This is a genomic window from Alkalicoccobacillus gibsonii (genome assembly GCF_016798245.1).
Classification (GTDB): Bacteria; Bacillota; Bacilli; order Bacillales; family Bacillaceae_D; genus Alkalicoccobacillus; species Alkalicoccobacillus gibsonii.
In genome coordinates this window covers 1-18,248 of the sequence record NZ_JAEUZA010000007.1, presented here as the reverse complement: position 1 = coordinate 18,248, position 18,248 = coordinate 1, and the positions used below count along the sequence as shown (strand labels likewise).

The following is an 18,248-nucleotide window of genomic DNA, read 5'->3' as shown; positions in this document are numbered from 1 at the left end:
TGCAAGACATACGAAAGATCGGCAGGATAATTCCTGTCGATCTTTTTTTGTCGTCTTAAAGAAAGCCCACTAGAATGCTAGTTTCACACCTATTATAAAATTAAACAGAAAACCGTATGCCAAATTATCGCAGACACACTGATAAAAGGTGGTTATGTGCGTCTATTTGAACACGCTTTTCAACCTTCTGTGTGCCATTCCTTTGATTCAGGCCGAATGAAGTCGAACGATTCCTTCATTGCCACCTGTGATTGTGACAAATTCTTGCCCGCGCTTCTGTTTATAATGAGACCACGAATCTAATAGGGTGGTGGGTCTCTTATGTTAAAGAAAGCTGTAAAGTTATGGAGTGAACCTGTATGGATAGCGAAAGTCGGACAAGTCTATCAAGGAACCACAGATTCAATGAAGCGACAAGCCATCAATTGGTTTGATACAGCATTCTATAAATGGGGTCTTCTAATAGCCATTATGGGATTCTTACTCGGACGAGCCGTCATCTTAACAGAGTTAACTCCTTTTGTATTACCTCTTCTAGCAGCGGTGTATCTACTTAAACGTGATAAAGCAGCGATTGCCGCATTCTCTCTCTTAGGCGGAGCCATATTCAGTTATCACGGTCAGGTCGGATTTGTCATTACGGCCATCATTGCGTACATCCTCTTACAAAAAGCTGTAGCACGATTTGTCTCGGATCAAACAAGTGCACTGCCTTACCTTGTTTTCTCAGCCAGCTTACTTTCAAGGCTAGGGCTTGTCTTTATAGGAACCGGCACCATATCAGGATATGCATTGATGATGGCAGCTGTAGAATCAGGACTTAGCTTCATCCTAACGATGATCTTCCTGCAGAGCGTTCCACTTTTAACAGCAAAACGAATTCAGCGACCTTTAAAGAATGAAGAAATTATTTGTTTAATTATTTTACTCGCGTCCGTCATGACGGGAACCGTCGGTTGGGCCTGGAATGATATGACCGTTGAACACGTAATGGCCAGATATTTATTACTTATTTTTGGATTAGTTGGCGGAGCGGCGATTGGTTCCACAGTCGGGGTGGTGACCGGACTCATATTAAGTCTCGCTAGTCTCGCCAATTTATATCAAATGAGTCTACTAGCCTTCTCAGGGCTACTTGGAGGTCTTCTTAAAGAAGGGAAAAAAGTGGGCGTAGCCGTAGGTCTTCTTGTCGGTACTCTATTAATAGGTATGTATGGCGAGGGGGGACCGGGTATTGCTGCCACGCTACTCGAGACATTTGCTGCAATTCTATTGTTCTTCCTTACGCCAAATCGCCTAATTCATAAGATTTCACGCTACATACCAGGTACGGTGGAGTATGCGAATGAGCAACAGCAATATTTAAAGAAAATACGTGATGTTACAGCAGGTAGAGTCGAACAGTTCTCCACTCTTTTTCAAACGCTATCAAAAAGCTTTCAGATGCCTCCTCCTACTGATGACCAGGAGCGAGGCGAAAAGGAAGTGGATTATTTCCTGAGCAATGTTACGGAAAAAACATGCCAAACATGCTTTAAAAAAGAGAAGTGCTGGGTGCAGAACTTTTCTAAAACCTATGAAACGATGAATAAAATTATGACTGAAACAGAGAAAAATGGTGAGGTGAAGGATCAAATACTCCAAATGGAATGGAATAAGCATTGTATAAGGCCGGAAAAGGTCGTTCAGGCCATTGTGACAGAGCATAGCCATTATCAAGTGAATCAAATGCTTAGAAAACAAGTGTCAGAAAGCCGGAAGCTTGTCGCTGATCAATTACTTGGAGTGTCACAGGTGATGGGTGATTTCGCCAAGGAAATTCAAAAAGAGAAGGAGGCTCATTATCAGCAGGAGGAGGAGCTTCTAGAAATGCTTAGAGGAGCAGGTATTGAAGTGGGCCATATTGATATCTACAGTCTAAGAGCGGGTCAAGCTGAAATTGAGTTGAGTGTGCCGTTTGACGGGGGGCAGGGAATTGGCGAGAAAGTAATTGCACCGATGCTCTCATCCCTGTTAAATGAAACGATCGTTCTACAGAAGGAGGAGGCGGGCTTCTATTCAAATGGACATAGTCATATGACCTTTGCTTCAGCAAGACAATTTGTTGTAGAGACCGGTGTCGCGAATGTGGCTAAGGGAGGTGCCTGGATTTCTGGTGATAGCTATTCCACCTTGGAGCTTGGATCAGGACAGTTTGCGCTCGCCATTAGCGATGGCATGGGGAACGGGGAGCGGGCACATTTAGAGAGTACAGAAACGCTAAAGCTACTGCAAAAGGTACTGGAGTCCGGGATCGAAGAGATGGTCGCAATTAAATCTGTTAACTCGGTTCTTTCTCTCCGAACCACAGACGAGATCTTTTCCACTCTTGATTTAGCGATGATTGATTTACAAACAGCAAAAGCGAAGTTTTTAAAAATCGGGTCCATTCCGACCTTTATTAAGCGAAGGGATAAAGTGCTCCAAATTGATGCAAGCAATCTACCAATGGGCATGTTCCAGGATTTTGACGTAGATGTTGTCAGTGAACAGCTAAAAGCGGGTGATGTCATTATCATGGTTAGTGATGGAATCTTTGATTCTCCATCGCACGTTGAAAACAAAGATCAATGGATGAAGCGAATGATCGGAGAACTGGAGGGGGCTGACCCACAGGAGATGGCAGATATGATTTTGGAGCGTGTAATCCGGTCAGATAGCGGCTATCAGATTGAGGATGATATGACGGTCATTGTGGCTGAGGTAAAACGGAATACACCTAAATGGGCCTCGATCCCACTTTACCGGCCTTCGCCTCCTTTGAAAAAACGAGCCTGACGACGTACCAATAGGTATAGATTCTCTCTAAAGCGTGAAGGATGGTACCAAACACACACTTGGAGGGATTGTCGATGAAAGGTACGTTGAAGCAAATCCTATTAATTACAGATGGTCATTCAAATCAAGGGGAAGATCCTATTGCGATAGCAGCGATCGGCAAGGAACAAGGAATCACACTTAATGTGATCGGGATCGTTGATGGAGATTCGTTAAATGAACAAGGTATAAAAGAAGTAGAAGCGATTGCTCTTGCAGGAGGCGGTGTTAGCCAGATTGTATATGCGAAGCAACTTGCAAAAACAGTGCAGATGGTGACAAGAAAAGCCATGACACAGACATTGCATGGAGTCGTAAATAAAGAGCTGCAGGATATATTAGGGGGTGGGCAAGAACTCGAGGATCTGCCACCTGAAAAAAGAGGGCAGGTCATGGAAGTAGTCGATGATTTAGGAGAGACGATTTCACTTGAGGTACTTATTCTAGTTGATACAAGCGCCAGTATGCGAGAAAAGCTGCCGATGGTGCAAGAGGCGCTAACAGATCTTTCTATTAGTTTAACTTCGAGGGTGGGGGAAAATCGCTTCGCTTTGTATTCATTCCCTGGGAAACGACGAGAAGTGGATCGTTTACTCGAATGGACACCTCGTTTAGATAGCTTAACTAGTGTGTTTCAAAAGCTATCACCCGGAGGAACGACGCCAACTGGTCCTGCGATTCAAGCAGCCGTTCGTATCTTTACTCAAAAAGGTTCGAAAAGGAGCTTGCTGAATCATGAGGAACAGTTACTCGACGAAATCGCCGATTAAGTTTGCTTCTGGGGCGCGATTTCTTGGTAAATGGAATAAAAAACAGTATACGGTCATCCGCACCCTTGGTGAAGGTGCTACGGGAACCGTGTATCTGACTCAATCAACAGATGGTTTAGTGGCATTTAAAGTGGGAATAGATAGCATGTCGATAACAAATGAAGTCAACGTCCTAAGACAATTCTCAAAAAGAACAGGGGTTGTTCTAGGTCCAAAGTTAATGGATGTGGACGACGTTCAATACAATGGAGCTATCTATTCGTTCTACGCGATGGAATACGTAAAAGGTGAAGCGTTAATTACGTTTATGAACGGCAAGGGGTCAGAATGGTTGGGGCTAATGATTCTACAATTACTTGGAGACTTGGAGAATCTTCATAAAGAAGGCTGGGTATTTGGCGATTTAAAACCAGATAATCTACTTGTAACCGGTCCTCCTTCACGAGTACGATGGCTCGATGTTGGAGGAACAACACTTCTTGGTCGTTCGATCAAAGAATATACGGAGTTTTTTGATCGAGGCTACTGGACGTTAGGTACAAGAAAGGCCGAGCCGTCCTATGATTTGTTTTCCGTTGCCATGATTATGATCAACTGTGCATACCCAAAACGGTTTGATAAGAAATCAGGATCGCCCCTCCAACAGCTCAAAGCATCGATCCATGGCCAGCCTCTTTTAAGACCGTATGAATCGATTTTAGTCAAAGCATTAACGGGCCATTACAATCAAGCGGGAGTTATGAAAAGGGACATGACGAATGCGATGCAGCGAGTGGCTGCGTCTGACTATACAGGAACACCAAAACGTAACCGTGCAAATAAACAAAAGAAAAAACGCGGATTTAAAGTAGAATTAGCCTTAAGTGCAACCTTGCTTTTTATTGGTTGTCTTCTATATATATTCATTCTTACAATGTAAGGGCCTATTTTGTTAAGGCCTTTTCTTTTTTTGAGACATGTTTTTGTTTAAACGCGCTATAATAAACTCAAGTAGGGTGAAAACATAAGGCAAAGGGGTCGTTTTGGTTTGAACATTGAGGAGTCGGTGCATACGTTTATAAAGCACACACAGATGGGTATAGAAGGGCAGCATATTGTTATTGCCGTTTCTGGTGGCCCGGACTCAATGGCTTTATTGCATTTTCTCTATAAAGAAAGGCAAAAGTATAACATACGCATAACGGCAGCTCACATTAACCATCAACTTCGTGGAGATGAATCCGATCAGGATGAACACTTGGTAAGGGCATATTGTGAGCAGGCGGGGATCGCATTTATATCCCAAAGAGTGGATGTTAAGCGGTATGCACAAGAGCAACGAATTGGTTCATCACTAGCAGCAAGAGAATTACGGTACAGCCAATTGGAAAGAATATTGGATGAGGTAAAGGGAGGCTATCTAGCCGTTGCGCATCACGGTGATGATCAGATCGAGACGGTTCTAATGAAACTCGTTCGAAGTGCAAATGCCCTGCAAAAGCCAGGAATGGAAGCTCTACGACCCTTTCATCAAGCGACACTGATAAGGCCCTTTTTATCCTTGTCAAAAGTAGATATCGTCGCGTACTGCGAGGAAAACAGGATTCCTTATAGGATCGATTCAAGCAATACTTCATCAGCATATACACGTAATCGTTTTAGAGAAGTGATTCTTCCATTTGTAACCGAAGAGAATCCAAACATACATATGCATGTGCAACGATATCAGGAGTGGCAATCAGAAGATCAAGACTTTTTAAATGGTCTCGCAGAAGAGGCCATGAAGCAGGTAGTCCTTGATAAACGTGAACAAATTGTTACAATCTCCATTGATTTATTCCTCTCAGTGGCACTCCCTTTACAAAGGAGAATGATTCATCTAATATTAAATTATCTTTACAAGAAGTCTGCCCGTATTACTTCTGTACATATTGAGCAAACGATAACAATGCTAGGAGCGAATAATCCTTCAGCAACGCTTGAACTGCCTGATGGTTTGAAAGTAAATCGCGAATACAACCGTTGTCACTTTGTGCGAAACGAGCAAAACGAACTGAATCACATAACTAAGGAGCTTAAGGTACCGGGTAAAGTGTTTCACTCACTAGGAGAGGTAAGCGCTAGTTCTGTAAGCCAAGAAGAACCAGTCGGACCGCATGAAGTGCTCTTAGATTTGGACTCTGTTCAAATGCCGTTAAGTGTCCGCGTAACCCTACCAGGTGATCGGATTAATGCTTTAGGAATGGACGGTACGAAGAAGCTTAACAGGCTTTTTATTGATCGGAAGTTACCTAAGTCTTTAAGATCAGAGTGGCCAATTGTTACCGATGCAAATGGATGCATTATTTGGGTACCATACTTACAAAGATCACGTATAGCAGTCGTTACAGAAAAGACTAAGAACATTGTGAAGCTGACATTTTTAAGGAACTAAACCGGTTGATACGGTTTAGGAACCGAATTAAACAGGAGGGTCTAAAGCCTTTGATGAAAGATGAATTGAAAGAGATACTGATTTCCGAAGAAGAAATCCAGAATAAAGCCCGTGAATTAGGAAGCGAAATTACGGAACAATATAAAGACGCGTTCCCTCTTTTTGTAGGTGTTCTAAAAGGTGCGCTCCCTTTTATGGCAGAGCTAATTAAGCATGTAGATGCTCATCTTGAGTTAGACTTTATGGATGTATCAAGCTATGGGAATGCCATGGTTTCATCTGGTGAAGTGAAAATTATTAAAGACTTAAACACGTCTGTTGAAGGACGTGACGTCTTGATTGTCGAAGATATCATTGACAGCGGACTTACTCTTAAGTACTTAATTGAGCTGTTTCATTATAGAAAAGCCAAATCAGTTAAGGTTGTCACTCTTTTAGATAAGCCTGATGGACGCAAGGTAGATCTCGTCCCTGATATGTGTGGTTTTACAGTGCCAGATGCCTTCGTTGTAGGGTTTGGACTTGATTACGCGGAACGCTACCGTAATCTTCCTTACATCGGCGTGTTAAAACCAGAGATTTATGAGGGGTAATGTTTGTGGACTTAAAGTCCGTTATGGTACTATTATTGCAGCTTTGTTGGACGTGGGAGGAGGTCTAGAATGAAATATCGGGTGTTTAGAAATACGATCTTTTATCTGCTTATCTTCTTGGTAATTATCGGGATTGTAAGTGTGATTAATACAGATCAGAATACTGTAAAAGATCTAAATTACAATCAGTTTACTCAAGAACTAGAGCAAGGAAATGTAGAAACGTTTAGTATAAAACCAGAACGAGATGTTTATCTGGTACGCGGTCAGCTTGTTGGGGCCAAAGAGGATGAATTTTTCGAAACGTACGTACTACGTAGTGAGCAAACCTCTGAACTACTCGCGCAAGCACAGAGTAAATTAGAGATCCAGCCTGCTGATGAGACAAACAGCTGGGTGGCAATCTTCACGTCTCTTATTCCATTTGTAATCATTATCATATTATTCATCTTCCTTATGAGCCAAGCGCAGGGCGGCGGTAACCGTGTTATGAGCTTTGGTAAGAGTAAGGCTAAAATGGTGAGCGATGATAAGAAAAAAGCTAAGTTTAAGGACGTAGCTGGTGCAGATGAAGAGAAAGCCGAGCTCGTTGAAGTTGTGGAATTCCTTAAGGATCCACGCAAATTCGCTGCAATTGGTGCACGTATTCCAAAAGGTGTTCTTCTAGTAGGGCCTCCAGGAACAGGTAAAACCTTACTTGCTCGTGCTGTTTCAGGTGAAGCAGGCGTGCCGTTCTTCTCGATCAGTGGTTCTGACTTCGTAGAAATGTTTGTAGGGGTAGGGGCATCTCGAGTGCGTGATTTATTCGAGAACGCAAAGAAAAATGCTCCTTGTATTATTTTTATTGATGAAATTGATGCAGTTGGTCGTCAGCGTGGTGCTGGTCTTGGTGGTGGACACGATGAACGTGAACAAACACTTAACCAACTTCTTGTTGAGATGGATGGATTTAGTTCAAACGAAGGGATTATTATCATCGCAGCGACAAACCGCTCCGATATTCTAGATCCAGCATTACTTCGTCCTGGACGATTTGACCGTCAAATTCAAGTAAACCGCCCAGACGTAAAAGGACGTGAGCAGGTTCTTGTTGTTCATGCTCAAAACAAGCCATTAGGCGATGATGTAAAACTTGATGTGATTGCAACGAGAACACCTGGTTTCTCAGGGGCAGATCTTGAAAACCTTCTAAACGAAGCGGCTCTTGTCGCTGCGAGAGATAACCAAACGAAAATTGGAATGTCTCATGTTGAAGAAGCGATTGACCGTGTCATTGCCGGTCCTGCTAAGAAAACACGTGTAATCTCTGCGAAAGAGAAAAACATTGTGGCTTGGCATGAAGCAGGTCACACTGTTGTTGGTGTGAAGCTTGAAGGTGCTGACATTGTTCACAAAGTAACGATTGTTCCCCGTGGAATGGCTGGTGGATACGCCATGATGTTACCTAAAGAAGATCGTTACTTTATGACGAAGCCTGAATTAATCGACAAAATTGTTGGGTTGCTCGGTGGCCGGGTTGCAGAAGAAATTCAATTCGGTGAAGTAAGTACTGGAGCTCACAACGATTTCCAACGTGCAACCGGTATTGCGCGTAAGATGGTAACGGAATATGGAATGAGTGAGAAGCTAGGACCAATGCAATTTGGTCAGTCATCTGGTGGTCAAGTATTCCTAGGACGTGACATCCAAAACGAACAAAACTACAGTGATGCGATTGCTCACGAAATAGATATGGAAGTTCAAAAGATCATTAAGGATGCTTACGAAAAATGTAGACAAATCCTTTTAGAACACAAAGATGCATTAGACCGTGTAGCTGAATCATTAATCGAACTCGAAACATTGGATGCTGAGCAAATTCTTTCCCTTGTCAACGAAGGAAAGCTTCCGGAGAATCATCACGGAAATAAGCTAGGCGATTCCGATATGAAAGTGAATATTAATGGAAAGCAAGATGGTCGTGCTGACGGAACTCCATATGAAGAAACAACAAACCTGGATCAAGGTGAAAATGAACCACCGGCTGATGGTGGAAGCCAGGATACCGATCGTCGGTAATTCAAAAGCCTGAAAGAAGATGCCCATTCGGGTATCTTCTTTTTCTTTTACTAGGCACGATCTTTGCCAAAAAGATCATTTACACGCATAATATAAAACGAATCAGCGAGGATGGTGAAAAGATGATTCTTGTCATGGACGTTGGAAACTCATCCATTGTGTTTGGTGTGTATAGAGAGAATGAATGTATACGCTCTTGGCGCATGGCGACGGATCGACAGAAAACAGCAGATGAATACGCGGTTCTGGTGAAGTCGATGTTTGCGGATGTAGGAATCACGTTCTCAAATATTAGTGGAATAGCGATCTCATCAGTCGTGCCTCCCATCATGCACACGCTCGAACTGATGTGTAAGATGTATATGAATCAGACAGCGCTAGTCGTCGGTCCTGGTGTGAAAACAGGATTAAACATCCTTTATGAGAATCCCCGTGAGGTGGGCGCAGATCGAATTGCAAATGCCGTCGGTGCGTTGACTCATTATGAGACTCCTGCGATCATTGTTGATTTTGGAACGGCAACTACGTATTGTTACATTAATGATAAGGAACAATATGTTGGAGGAGCCATATCTCCTGGAATGGCCGTGTCAGCTGAAGCTTTATATATGAGGGCTTCGAAGCTTCCTAAAATAGAATTGACAAAGCCAAAGACAATGCTTGGGAAAAATACGATACACGCCATGCAGGCTGGTACGTTTTATGGATATATTGGAGGCGTGGAAGCGATTATCTCTCGAATTCATAAGGAATCACGGCTAACCGTAAAGCCGAAAGTGATTGCAACAGGTGGTCTTGCTGAATTGTTAGCACCTGAATCGTCTATGATTGATATAGTAGACCCTTATTTAACGTTAAAAGGGCTCAAAGCTATTTACGAAAAAAACATCTAGAGTGGAGATGAAATAAATGAACGATTATTTAGTAAAATCAACAGCGTTTGACGGAAAGGTTCGTGCGTATGCGCTTGTTGCAACAGACATGGTAAATGAAGCTGTGCGAAGACAAGGTACATGGCCAACCGCATCGGCAGCACTTGGTCGTACAATGATGGCAAGCTCAATGATGGGTATGATGCTTAAAGGTGAAGAAAAGCTAACAGTAAAAGTAGAAGGCGGCGGACCGATCGGCGCAATTGTAACCGATAGTAACGCAAAAGGCGAAACGCGAGGGTATGTTTCGAAGCCACAAACTCATTTTGATTTAAATGAAAACGGAAAGTTAGATGTAGCTAGAGCTGTTGGAACAACAGGATCTCTATCTGTTGTGAAAGACCTTGGAATGCGTGAACCTTTTACAGGAAGTGTACCGATTGTTTCTGGTGAGCTTGGTGAGGACTTTACGTATTACTTTGCAAACTCTGAACAAACACCTTCCTCCGTTGGGGTAGGAGTCTTAGTTAATCCAGATAACACGGTCCAAGCTGCAGGTGGATTCATTCTCCAGTTGATGCCTGGTGCAGATGACGCGGTCATTGATGAGATTGAAAAACGTCTATCTACGATTCCGCCTATTTCTAAGCTTGTGGAACTTGGGATGCCTCCTGAGGAAATCCTGTATTCCCTTTTAGGAGAAGAATCAGTAACGATTCATGAAAAGACACCGGTTGTCTTTAAATGTACATGTTCAAAGGATCGAATTGCTAATGCAATTATTAGCTTAGGTCAAGCCGAGATTACGGCAATGATCGAAGAAGACGGCGAAGCGGAAACCGTATGTCACTTCTGTAATGAAAAGTACCACTTTACTGGTGCTGAGCTTCAAGAATTAAAAGAACAAGCCGTTTAATAAAAATGTAAAATCCTTCTTTTTCATTTCGTAGATTCATTGACTTATAAGTAGAGTTCTGATAGTATCAACTTATAAAACCAATAAATTTACTAGGAATTAAGGAGGCTCATTATGACTGCTGTCAATTCTGTTCTCGATTTAATTGGAAACACGCCTTTAGTGAAATTAAATAGGTTAACGACGGATCAACATGCTGATGTTTATTTGAAATTGGAATATTACAATCCGGGTAGTAGTGTAAAGGATCGTATTGGTCTGGCAATGCTGGAAGCTGCTGAGGAAGCTGGAAAAATCAAGCCTGGTGATTCATTTGTTGAACCTACAAGTGGGAACACGGGAATTGGTCTGGCAATGGTTGCTGCAGCAAAAGGATTTAAAGCCATACTTGTTATGCCTGAAACCATGAGCTTAGAGCGTCGCAACCTTCTTCGTGCATACGGCGCAGAGGTTGTACTCACTCCAGGTCCTGAAGGTATGGGCGGAGCGATTCGTAAAGCGACGGAGCTTGCGAATGAGCATGGATACTTTATGCCTCAACAATTTGAAAACGAAGCGAATCCTGCTATTCACCGTAATACAACAGGTAAAGAATTGCTTGAACAAGTAGACGGTCAGCTTGATGCTTTTATCTCAGGAATTGGAACAGGCGGAACGATTACAGGTGCAGGCGGGTTCTTAAAGGAACATTTCCCTGAACTTAAAGTTGTTGCTGTTGAACCGAAGGATTCTCCAGTCCTATCTGGTGGAAGCCCGGGCCCTCACAAGATTCAAGGAATTGGTGCTGGTTTTGTACCGAAGATTCTTAACCAAGACGTGTATGATGAGGTTATTCAAGTATCTACAGAGCAATCCTTTGAATTTGCTCGTAAGGCAGCAAGAGAAGAAGGCATTCTAGGTGGAATCTCATCAGGAGCAGCCATTTATGCTGCGCTTGAAGTTGCGAAAAAGCTTGGACCAGGTAAGAAGGTTGTAGCAATTATTCCATCAAATGGAGAAAGATACCTTAGTACAGCTCTCTATCAATTTGAAGAAGAGTAATCGTCTATACAAAAAGGCAGTCCAGAACACGGGACTGCCTTTTCTTATGGTTCGATGTCATGTAAAATAGAAGCCATATCTGACGGTTAAAAGGGAGAAGGTGAGATGTCTACATTGAACTCAACGACATCCAGAATCACAAGAGCAAGTTCATTCTCATTAAAAAAAGAAGAGTGGTTTAAGAATTATCAGCAAATGGCAAGCCATTCTCTGCACCATGTTCTACTTGAAAGTGGACGCGGTGGCAGGTACAGCATGATGGGTCTTGACCCATTTGCAATTCTCCAAGGGCACGATCAAACATTAACGTTTGAGATGAATCAAGAAAAGCAGGTATGGCAGGGGCCGTTACTTGAAAGTCTTGAATCAGTGATGAAGCCATATATGATTGATGCCTCTGAAGCGATCGAGGGGATCCCTTTTAGTGGAGGGGCAATTGGTTATTTTAGTTATGATTTGATGAGAGAAATGGAACAGATTCCAACTCAAGCAGAAGATGATCTTCCACTGCCTGAAGTGTACCTCATGCTGTTTGAGGATGTGTTTGTCTATGATCATCATCATGAAGTTCTTTACTTATGTGTGAATGGAGAAGATGAAGCTGAGCTTCAAACTCGTTTAGTTGAGCATAAGAGTCGTTGGCGAATGGAATTAGGTGTTAAGCCAGCTTGGAAGAGATCACACACGGACAAATCATCCAGTTCCAGTATGACGGAACAGGAGTTCGTACAAGCGGTGAACAAAATTAAAGCGTACATCGCACAAGGGGACGTCTTTCAGGTTAACCTGTCACTCAGGTCAACCAAACCACTCACCGTTTCGCCCATGCATGTATATGAAAATCTTAGAACGTTGAATCCATCACCCTATATGGCATATATGCAAACACCTGGGTTCCAGATTGTTAGTGCCTCGCCTGAACTGCTAGTGAAAAAGCAAGGCAATCAGTTAAGCACAAGACCTATTGCGGGTACTCGATCCCGCGGAAAAACAGAAGAGGAAGATCAGCAGCTTGCAGATTCATTGTTTTCTAATGAGAAAGAGCGTGCAGAGCATGTCATGCTTGTAGATCTTGAGCGTAATGACCTCGGTCGTGTCTCGAGCTATGGTACAGTTAAGGTGGATGAACTAATGGTCATCGAGCGATATTCACATGTCATGCACCTTGTATCAAATGTGGTAGGTGAGCTTGCGGAGAAGCACTCTAACTATGATGTGATTCGTGCTGTTTTTCCGGGAGGCACAATTACAGGCGCACCGAAAGTACGAACGATGGAAATTATTGAAGAGCTTGAGCCTGTGCAAAGAGGTGTATATACTGGTGCCATTGGCTGGCTTGGTTTTCATGGAGACATGGAGCTAAATATCACCATTCGAACAATGGTTTGTCATGATAATCTCGCGCATGTACAAGCGGGTGCTGGGATTGTGAGTGATTCCAACCCTCACCACGAATACAAAGAATCATTTAAGAAGGCGCGTGCATTATGGCGTGCGCTAGAGTTGAGCGAAGAAGAGTGTAACACAGAAACACAGATGAGCTGAGGAGGAATTATGATGATTCTTATGATCGATAACTATGATTCATTTACGTATAATTTGGTTCAATATTTAGGTGAGATGGGCCAGGAGCTTGTGGTTAAACGAAATGATCAGATTACCATTTCAGAAATTGAAGAGCTTAATCCAGCTATTTTAATGATTTCACCCGGACCGTGTAGTCCAAACGAAGCTGGGATTAGCTTAGAAGCTATTCGATATTTTGCTGGGAAGCTTCCAATCTTTGGCGTGTGTTTGGGTCATCAGTCTATTGCACAAGTATTTGGCGGGGATGTTGTTCGGGCAGAGCGTTTAATGCATGGGAAGACGTCTGAAATGAAGCACGATGGCAGATCTATCTTTAAAGATCTTCCATCTCCTATCACGGCAACCAGATATCATTCTCTCATTGTGAAGCGTGAAACATTACCAGACTGTTTTGAGATCTCCGCAGAAACAGATGAGGGAGAAATCATGGCTATTCGTCATAAAGAGTTAGCAATAGAGGGCGTTCAATTTCACCCGGAATCAATAATGACTGGTGATGGTAAGCAGCTATTGCGAAATTTTGTTGAAGCTCATTCAGGGAATCAAGCATGTTCGTCTATTTAAATGGCAAGTATGTAGATGAGAGCATGGCTTCGGTATCACTTTTTGATCATGGATTCCTGTATGGATTAGGTTTATTTGAAACGTTTCGTTTATATAACGGTCATCCTTTTTTATTGGATGACCATTTTCAACGTATGGGACAAGGGCTAGAGCAAATTGGAATCGATTGGACCATTTCAAAGGATCACGCTACGGAGATTCTTCAAGAACTGGCTCGTTTAAATAAAGTGCAGGACGCGTATGTAAGATGGAATGTGTCTGCTGGAGACGAGGGGCTTGGACTGTATACAGGCCGCTATTTGGATCCAACTGTTGCAGTTATGATGAAACCACTTCCTCCTATGGGTGGTAGTAAAGCCATTAGTATATTAAAACGCAGGCGCAACACACCAGAGGGGGACTATCGCTTAAAGTCTCACCATTATTTAAACAATGTTCTTGCTAAAAGAGAGCTAGGATCCGTATTAAATACAGAAGGAATCTTCTTAACTCAAGAAGGTTGGATTGCAGAAGGGATTACGTCTAACATCTTCTGGGTAAAAGGAGATACGGTCTTTACACCTTCGCTAGATACAGGAATTCTGAATGGAATTACGCGACAGTATGTCTCGGAGTTGTTAATTAAAAAGAGAATCCCGTTAAAAGAAGGGCTCTATCCACAAGAGGCTATATTCGAGGCAGATGCAGTATTTTTAACAAATTCGATTCAAGAACTAGTGAAAGTAGACAGCTGTGATGAGAAGCGGTATAAAGACCACCCTCTCCTAGATACACTGCAACAGATGTATAAGAAGGAAACAACGTGGCGATGGAGCATTGCCGAATAGGAGTGTGAATGTATGGCAGATGGACAAGCAATTGATCCAGCACAACTAGGCGCTACACAAATTATGGGTATATTAAATATAACCCCTGATTCATTTTCTGATGGTGGTCGGTATAACGAAGTGGAGCTAGCGGTCAAACGAGCGCGTGAATTAGTAGAAGCTGGTGCAGATATCATTGATATTGGTGGAGAGTCCACTAGACCGGGTGCAGACAAGGTTAGTAAAGAAGAAGAATTACAACGAGTGATCCCTGTAATTGAGGCGATTGTACAGGAAGTGGATGTTCCGCTATCTATTGATACATATAAGGCAGAGGTAGCTGAACGTGCACTTCAAGCGGGTGCTTCTATCATTAATGATGTATGGGGTGCTAAGGCGGACGAAAACATGGCCAAGGTTGCTGCAAAAAATGGGGCGTCGATTATTTTAATGCATAATCGCTTTGACCGTGAGTATGAAAACTTTATGGAAGATGTTCTATCGGACCTAAAGGAAAGTATTACCCTATGCAAGGAAGCGGGTGTCTCAGATGAACAGATTATTCTGGATCCTGGGGTAGGGTTTGTAAAATCCTATAAGCAAAACCTAGAAGTGATTCGTAGACTCGACGAAATTGCCAAACTTGGCTATCCTGTGTTACTTGGTGTTTCTAGGAAATCATTTATATCTAAAGCGTTGGACCTTCCTGTAGATGATCGGTTAGAAGGAACAGGAGCAGCAAATTGCCTAGGCATTTCAAAAGGCGCTTCCATCATTCGCGTACATGATGTTAAAGAAATGAGTCGAATGGCAAAGATGATGGATGCTTTGCTTGGAAAGGGGCGTTAAGCGTATGGACAAAATACGGTTAAATAGAATGAAGTTTTACGGATATCATGGGGTGTTTGCTGAAGAGCAAAAGCTCGGTCAACGTTTTCAAGTTGATTTAACTCTTGAACTTGATTTAACAGAGGCTGCATCTACAGATGACCTTACCAAATCAATTGATTACGGAGATGTGTATGCAAGAGTTCAGAAAATCGTAGAAGGGGAACCAAGGCAGCTAATAGAGGCCGTGGCAGACTCCATTACAAAAGAGTTATTGTCTGCATACCCCATTTTAAATCAATGTACAGTCGTACTGATTAAGCCAGACCCTCCAATACCAGGCCACTACGATTCAGTATCTATAGAGATTACAAGGGCTAGAGCAGGTAATGGCTAACGTATATCTATCGCTTGGCTCAAATATGGAGAGTCGTATTGGTTATTTAGAGAAAGCGATAAGCAAGCTGAGGTTAATGAAGGATAGTGAAGTGACAGCTATCTCTTCAATCTATGAGACCGATCCAGTTGGATATATTGATCAGCCGTCCTTTTTAAATCTAGTTGTCTGCTTAAAGACTACCCTGCCACCTTTCGAACTTTTAGCAGAAACGCAGCAGATTGAAAACGAGTTGGGAAGAAAGCGCGAAATTAGATGGGGACCTAGAACAATAGACCTTGACATTCTTCTATATGATCAAGAAAATATGAAGATGGAGAGTCTAACCCTGCCACACCCAAGAATGTGGCAGCGTTCATTTGTGATTATCCCATTACTTGAGGTTGCTCCTAATTTGAGCTTTGACGTTCAGGGAGTGACTTTAAAACAAGTGTACGATCAATTACAGGACAAAGAGGGTGTACGAATGTGGAAACCTTAAACTGGGGCAGGCGTATTCGTGCATTTCGTAAGTTGAAGGGATACACTCAAGAAAGCTTTGCAAAAGAAATTGGGGTATCTGTTTCTGTATTAGGCGAAATCGAACGAGATACACGAATTCCCGATGAACAGTTAATTGGTCACATTGCATCTGTATTAAGTATATCAATTGATGAATTGCGTCCTTAATGCCTGTATAAGGCAAAGGGAGAACGATCATAAAGAAGTAACTGGTAAACTGGCTACTATCATTTAGGAGATGAAGAAAAAATGAGTGAAGAACTAGAATTGCACGATTTGTTAGCGGTGCGTCGTGACAAATTAAAGCAGCTTGAAGAGCAAGGGATAGACGCGTTCGGACACAAATTTGAAAGAACCCACTCTTCTGCACAAATGACCGAAGAGTTTGATGAATACTCAAAGGATGAGTTAAGCGAAAAAGAGGCGCCTGCCGTTTTAGCTGGTCGTGTCATGACCAAGCGTGGAAAAGGAAAAGCGGGATTTGCTCATATTCAGGACTTAACTGGACAAATCCAAATCTATGTTCGTAAAGATGCGATTGGAGAAGACCAATATGCACTATTTAACTCTCTTGATATCGGGGACATCATTGGTGTATCTGGTACGGCATTCAAGACAAATGTAGGAGAACTTTCATTAAAGGTTACTGACTTGAAGCTTCTAAGTAAATCACTTCGGCCATTGCCGGATAAATTCCACGGATTAAAGGATGTTGAACAACGTTACCGTCAGCGCTATGTTGACTTAATTGTAACGCCTGACGTGCGCGATACATTTATTGTTCGTAGCCGCATCTTACAATCAATGCGTAGATATTTAGATGATCAAGGATACCTAGAAGTAGAAACGCCAATGATGCACTCAATAGCGGGTGGAGCATCAGCTAAACCGTTTATTACTCATCACAATACACTTGATATGACTCTCTACATGCGTATTGCGATCGAATTACACCTTAAGAGACTAATTGTCGGTGGACTCGAGAAAGTATACGAAATTGGCCGTGTCTTCAGAAATGAAGGAGTATCAACACGTCACAACCCTGAATTTACGATGATTGAATTGTATGAAGCTTACGCAGATTATAAGGACATTATGGCTCTAACAGAAAATTTAGTAGCTCACATTGCACAAGAAGTGTTAGGTTCAACGGTTATTAAGTATGGTGATTATGAGGTAGACCTTACTCCTGAGTGGAGAAGAGTTCATATGGTAGATGCTATTAAAGAACAAACAGGTGTGGACTTCTGGAAGCGAATGACGGACGAAGAGGCTCGCGCACTTGCAAAAGAGCACAAAGTACCTGTTAAAGAAACGATGAGCTATGGGCATGTGGTTAATGAATTCTTTGAGCACTTTGTAGAAGAAACATTAATTCAACCAACGTTTATTTATGGACATCCTCTGGCGATCTCTCCTTTGGCTAAGAAGAACCCTGAAGACGAGAGATTTACAGATCGCTTTGAATTATTTATTGTTGGCCGTGAGCATGCAAATGCGTTTACGGAATTAAATGATCCGATCGACCAACGCGCTCGTTTTGAGCAGCAATTGGTTGAACGCGAGCAGGGTGATGATGAAGCACATATGATGGACGATGACTTTATTGAAGCTCTTGAATACGGAATGCCTCCAACAGGTGGTTTAGGAATTGGTATCGATCGACTTGTTATGTTATTAACGAATTCTCCTTCGATTCGTGATGTTCTTCTATTCCCTCAGATGAGAAACAAAGAGTAGGAATGAATTCATGGATAATGGCTTCACTCACGGAAGTAATCAGTGAAGTGGAGCCATTACACATGGACTTTAAAAATCTTTTAATTATTTTTCGAAAAGTAGTTGCATTCTTTTTCCCAGGGTGGTATATTATTTCTTGTCGCCAAGAACGAAACGGCGTCAAAAAAATAATTGTTGACAAGCTAAATGAGATTTGTTAACATTGAAAAGTCGCAACGAACAGCGACGTTAAGTTCTTTGAAAACTGAACAAAAGCCAAGCGTACGAAGAGATACACGATATCTCATAAGTATAAAAAAGTCGTAG

17 protein-coding genes are annotated in these 18,248 nt (G+C 42.4%); all 17 read left to right on the top strand.

The window, feature by feature from the left end:
• Nucleotides 1-321: 321 nt before the first annotated feature.
• The 17 genes from spoIIE to lysS all read left to right on the top strand — a co-directional run bounded on the left by spoIIE (nt 322) and on the right by lysS (nt 17,942).
• A complete protein-coding gene (spoIIE, locus tag JNO66_RS19075; protein WP_203090795.1) occupies nt 322-2,817 on the top strand; it encodes a stage II sporulation protein E in 2,496 nt (831 codons plus the stop codon).
• Between the two features lie 74 nt (nt 2,818-2,891).
• Nucleotides 2,892-3,626 carry a VWA domain-containing protein gene (locus JNO66_RS19070; protein WP_203090794.1) on the top strand — a complete coding sequence of 245 codons (735 nt, stop codon included), beginning with the start codon at nt 2,892-2,894 and terminating at the stop codon, nt 3,624-3,626.
• Nucleotides 3,592-4,545 carry a protein kinase domain-containing protein gene (locus JNO66_RS19065; RefSeq protein ID WP_203090793.1) on the top strand — a complete coding sequence of 318 codons (954 nt, stop codon included), beginning with the start codon at nt 3,592-3,594 and terminating at the stop codon, nt 4,543-4,545. Before JNO66_RS19070 ends, JNO66_RS19065 begins: the two co-directional genes overlap by 35 nt.
• Nucleotides 4,546-4,653: 108 nt before the next feature.
• Nucleotides 4,654-6,039, top strand: coding sequence for a tRNA lysidine(34) synthetase TilS (gene tilS, locus JNO66_RS19060; protein ID WP_203090792.1), 1,386 nt, complete (start codon nt 4,654-4,656; stop codon nt 6,037-6,039).
• Nucleotides 6,040-6,092: 53 nt separating this feature from the next.
• Nucleotides 6,093-6,632: a hypoxanthine phosphoribosyltransferase gene (gene hpt / locus JNO66_RS19055; protein WP_369874037.1), complete on the top strand. Its 540-nt coding sequence runs from the start codon at nt 6,093-6,095 to the stop codon at nt 6,630-6,632.
• 69 nt (nt 6,633-6,701) lie between these two features.
• Complete coding sequence (gene ftsH / locus JNO66_RS19050; protein ID WP_203090790.1) at nt 6,702-8,690, top strand: ATP-dependent zinc metalloprotease FtsH; 1,989 nt, start codon at nt 6,702-6,704, stop codon at nt 8,688-8,690.
• 122 nt (nt 8,691-8,812) lie between these two features.
• Entirely contained in the window at nt 8,813-9,583 is a 771-nt protein-coding gene (locus JNO66_RS19045) for a type III pantothenate kinase (protein WP_203090789.1), read from the top strand.
• 16 nt (nt 9,584-9,599) lie between these two features.
• Entirely contained in the window at nt 9,600-10,478 is an 879-nt protein-coding gene (gene hslO / locus JNO66_RS19040) for an Hsp33 family molecular chaperone HslO (RefSeq protein ID WP_203090788.1), read from the top strand.
• A gap of 114 nt (nt 10,479-10,592) precedes the next feature.
• A complete protein-coding gene (gene cysK / locus JNO66_RS19035) occupies nt 10,593-11,519 on the top strand; it encodes a cysteine synthase A (protein WP_210340952.1) in 927 nt (308 codons plus the stop codon).
• Nucleotides 11,520-11,624: 105 nt separating this feature from the next.
• A complete protein-coding gene (pabB, locus tag JNO66_RS19030; RefSeq protein WP_203090787.1) occupies nt 11,625-13,064 on the top strand; it encodes an aminodeoxychorismate synthase, component I in 1,440 nt (479 codons plus the stop codon).
• A gap of 12 nt (nt 13,065-13,076) precedes the next feature.
• Nucleotides 13,077-13,670, top strand: coding sequence for an aminodeoxychorismate/anthranilate synthase component II (gene pabA / locus JNO66_RS19025; protein ID WP_203090786.1), 594 nt, complete (start codon nt 13,077-13,079; stop codon nt 13,668-13,670).
• Nucleotides 13,655-14,497, top strand: a complete 843-nt coding sequence (gene pabC / locus JNO66_RS19020) for an aminodeoxychorismate lyase (protein ID WP_203090785.1) — start codon at nt 13,655-13,657, stop codon at nt 14,495-14,497. Before pabA ends, pabC begins: the two co-directional genes overlap by 16 nt.
• Nucleotides 14,498-14,509: 12 nt before the next feature.
• A complete protein-coding gene (gene folP, locus JNO66_RS19015; RefSeq protein ID WP_203090784.1) occupies nt 14,510-15,325 on the top strand; it encodes a dihydropteroate synthase in 816 nt (271 codons plus the stop codon).
• A gap of 4 nt (nt 15,326-15,329) precedes the next feature.
• Nucleotides 15,330-15,701 carry a dihydroneopterin aldolase gene (gene folB, locus JNO66_RS19010; protein ID WP_203090783.1) on the top strand — a complete coding sequence of 124 codons (372 nt, stop codon included), beginning with the start codon at nt 15,330-15,332 and terminating at the stop codon, nt 15,699-15,701.
• On the top strand, nt 15,694-16,182 hold the full coding sequence (folK, locus tag JNO66_RS19005) for a 2-amino-4-hydroxy-6-hydroxymethyldihydropteridine diphosphokinase (protein ID WP_203090782.1): 489 nt from the start codon (nt 15,694-15,696) through the stop codon (nt 16,180-16,182). The genes folB and folK overlap by 8 nt, the downstream gene beginning before the upstream one ends.
• On the top strand, nt 16,170-16,370 hold the full coding sequence (locus JNO66_RS19000) for a helix-turn-helix domain-containing protein (RefSeq protein ID WP_203090781.1): 201 nt from the start codon (nt 16,170-16,172) through the stop codon (nt 16,368-16,370). The genes folK and JNO66_RS19000 overlap by 13 nt, the downstream gene beginning before the upstream one ends.
• Before the next feature lie 81 nt (nt 16,371-16,451).
• Nucleotides 16,452-17,942, top strand: coding sequence for a lysine--tRNA ligase (gene lysS / locus JNO66_RS18995; RefSeq protein WP_203090780.1), 1,491 nt, complete (start codon nt 16,452-16,454; stop codon nt 17,940-17,942).
• Nucleotides 17,943-18,248: the final 306 nt, after the last annotated feature.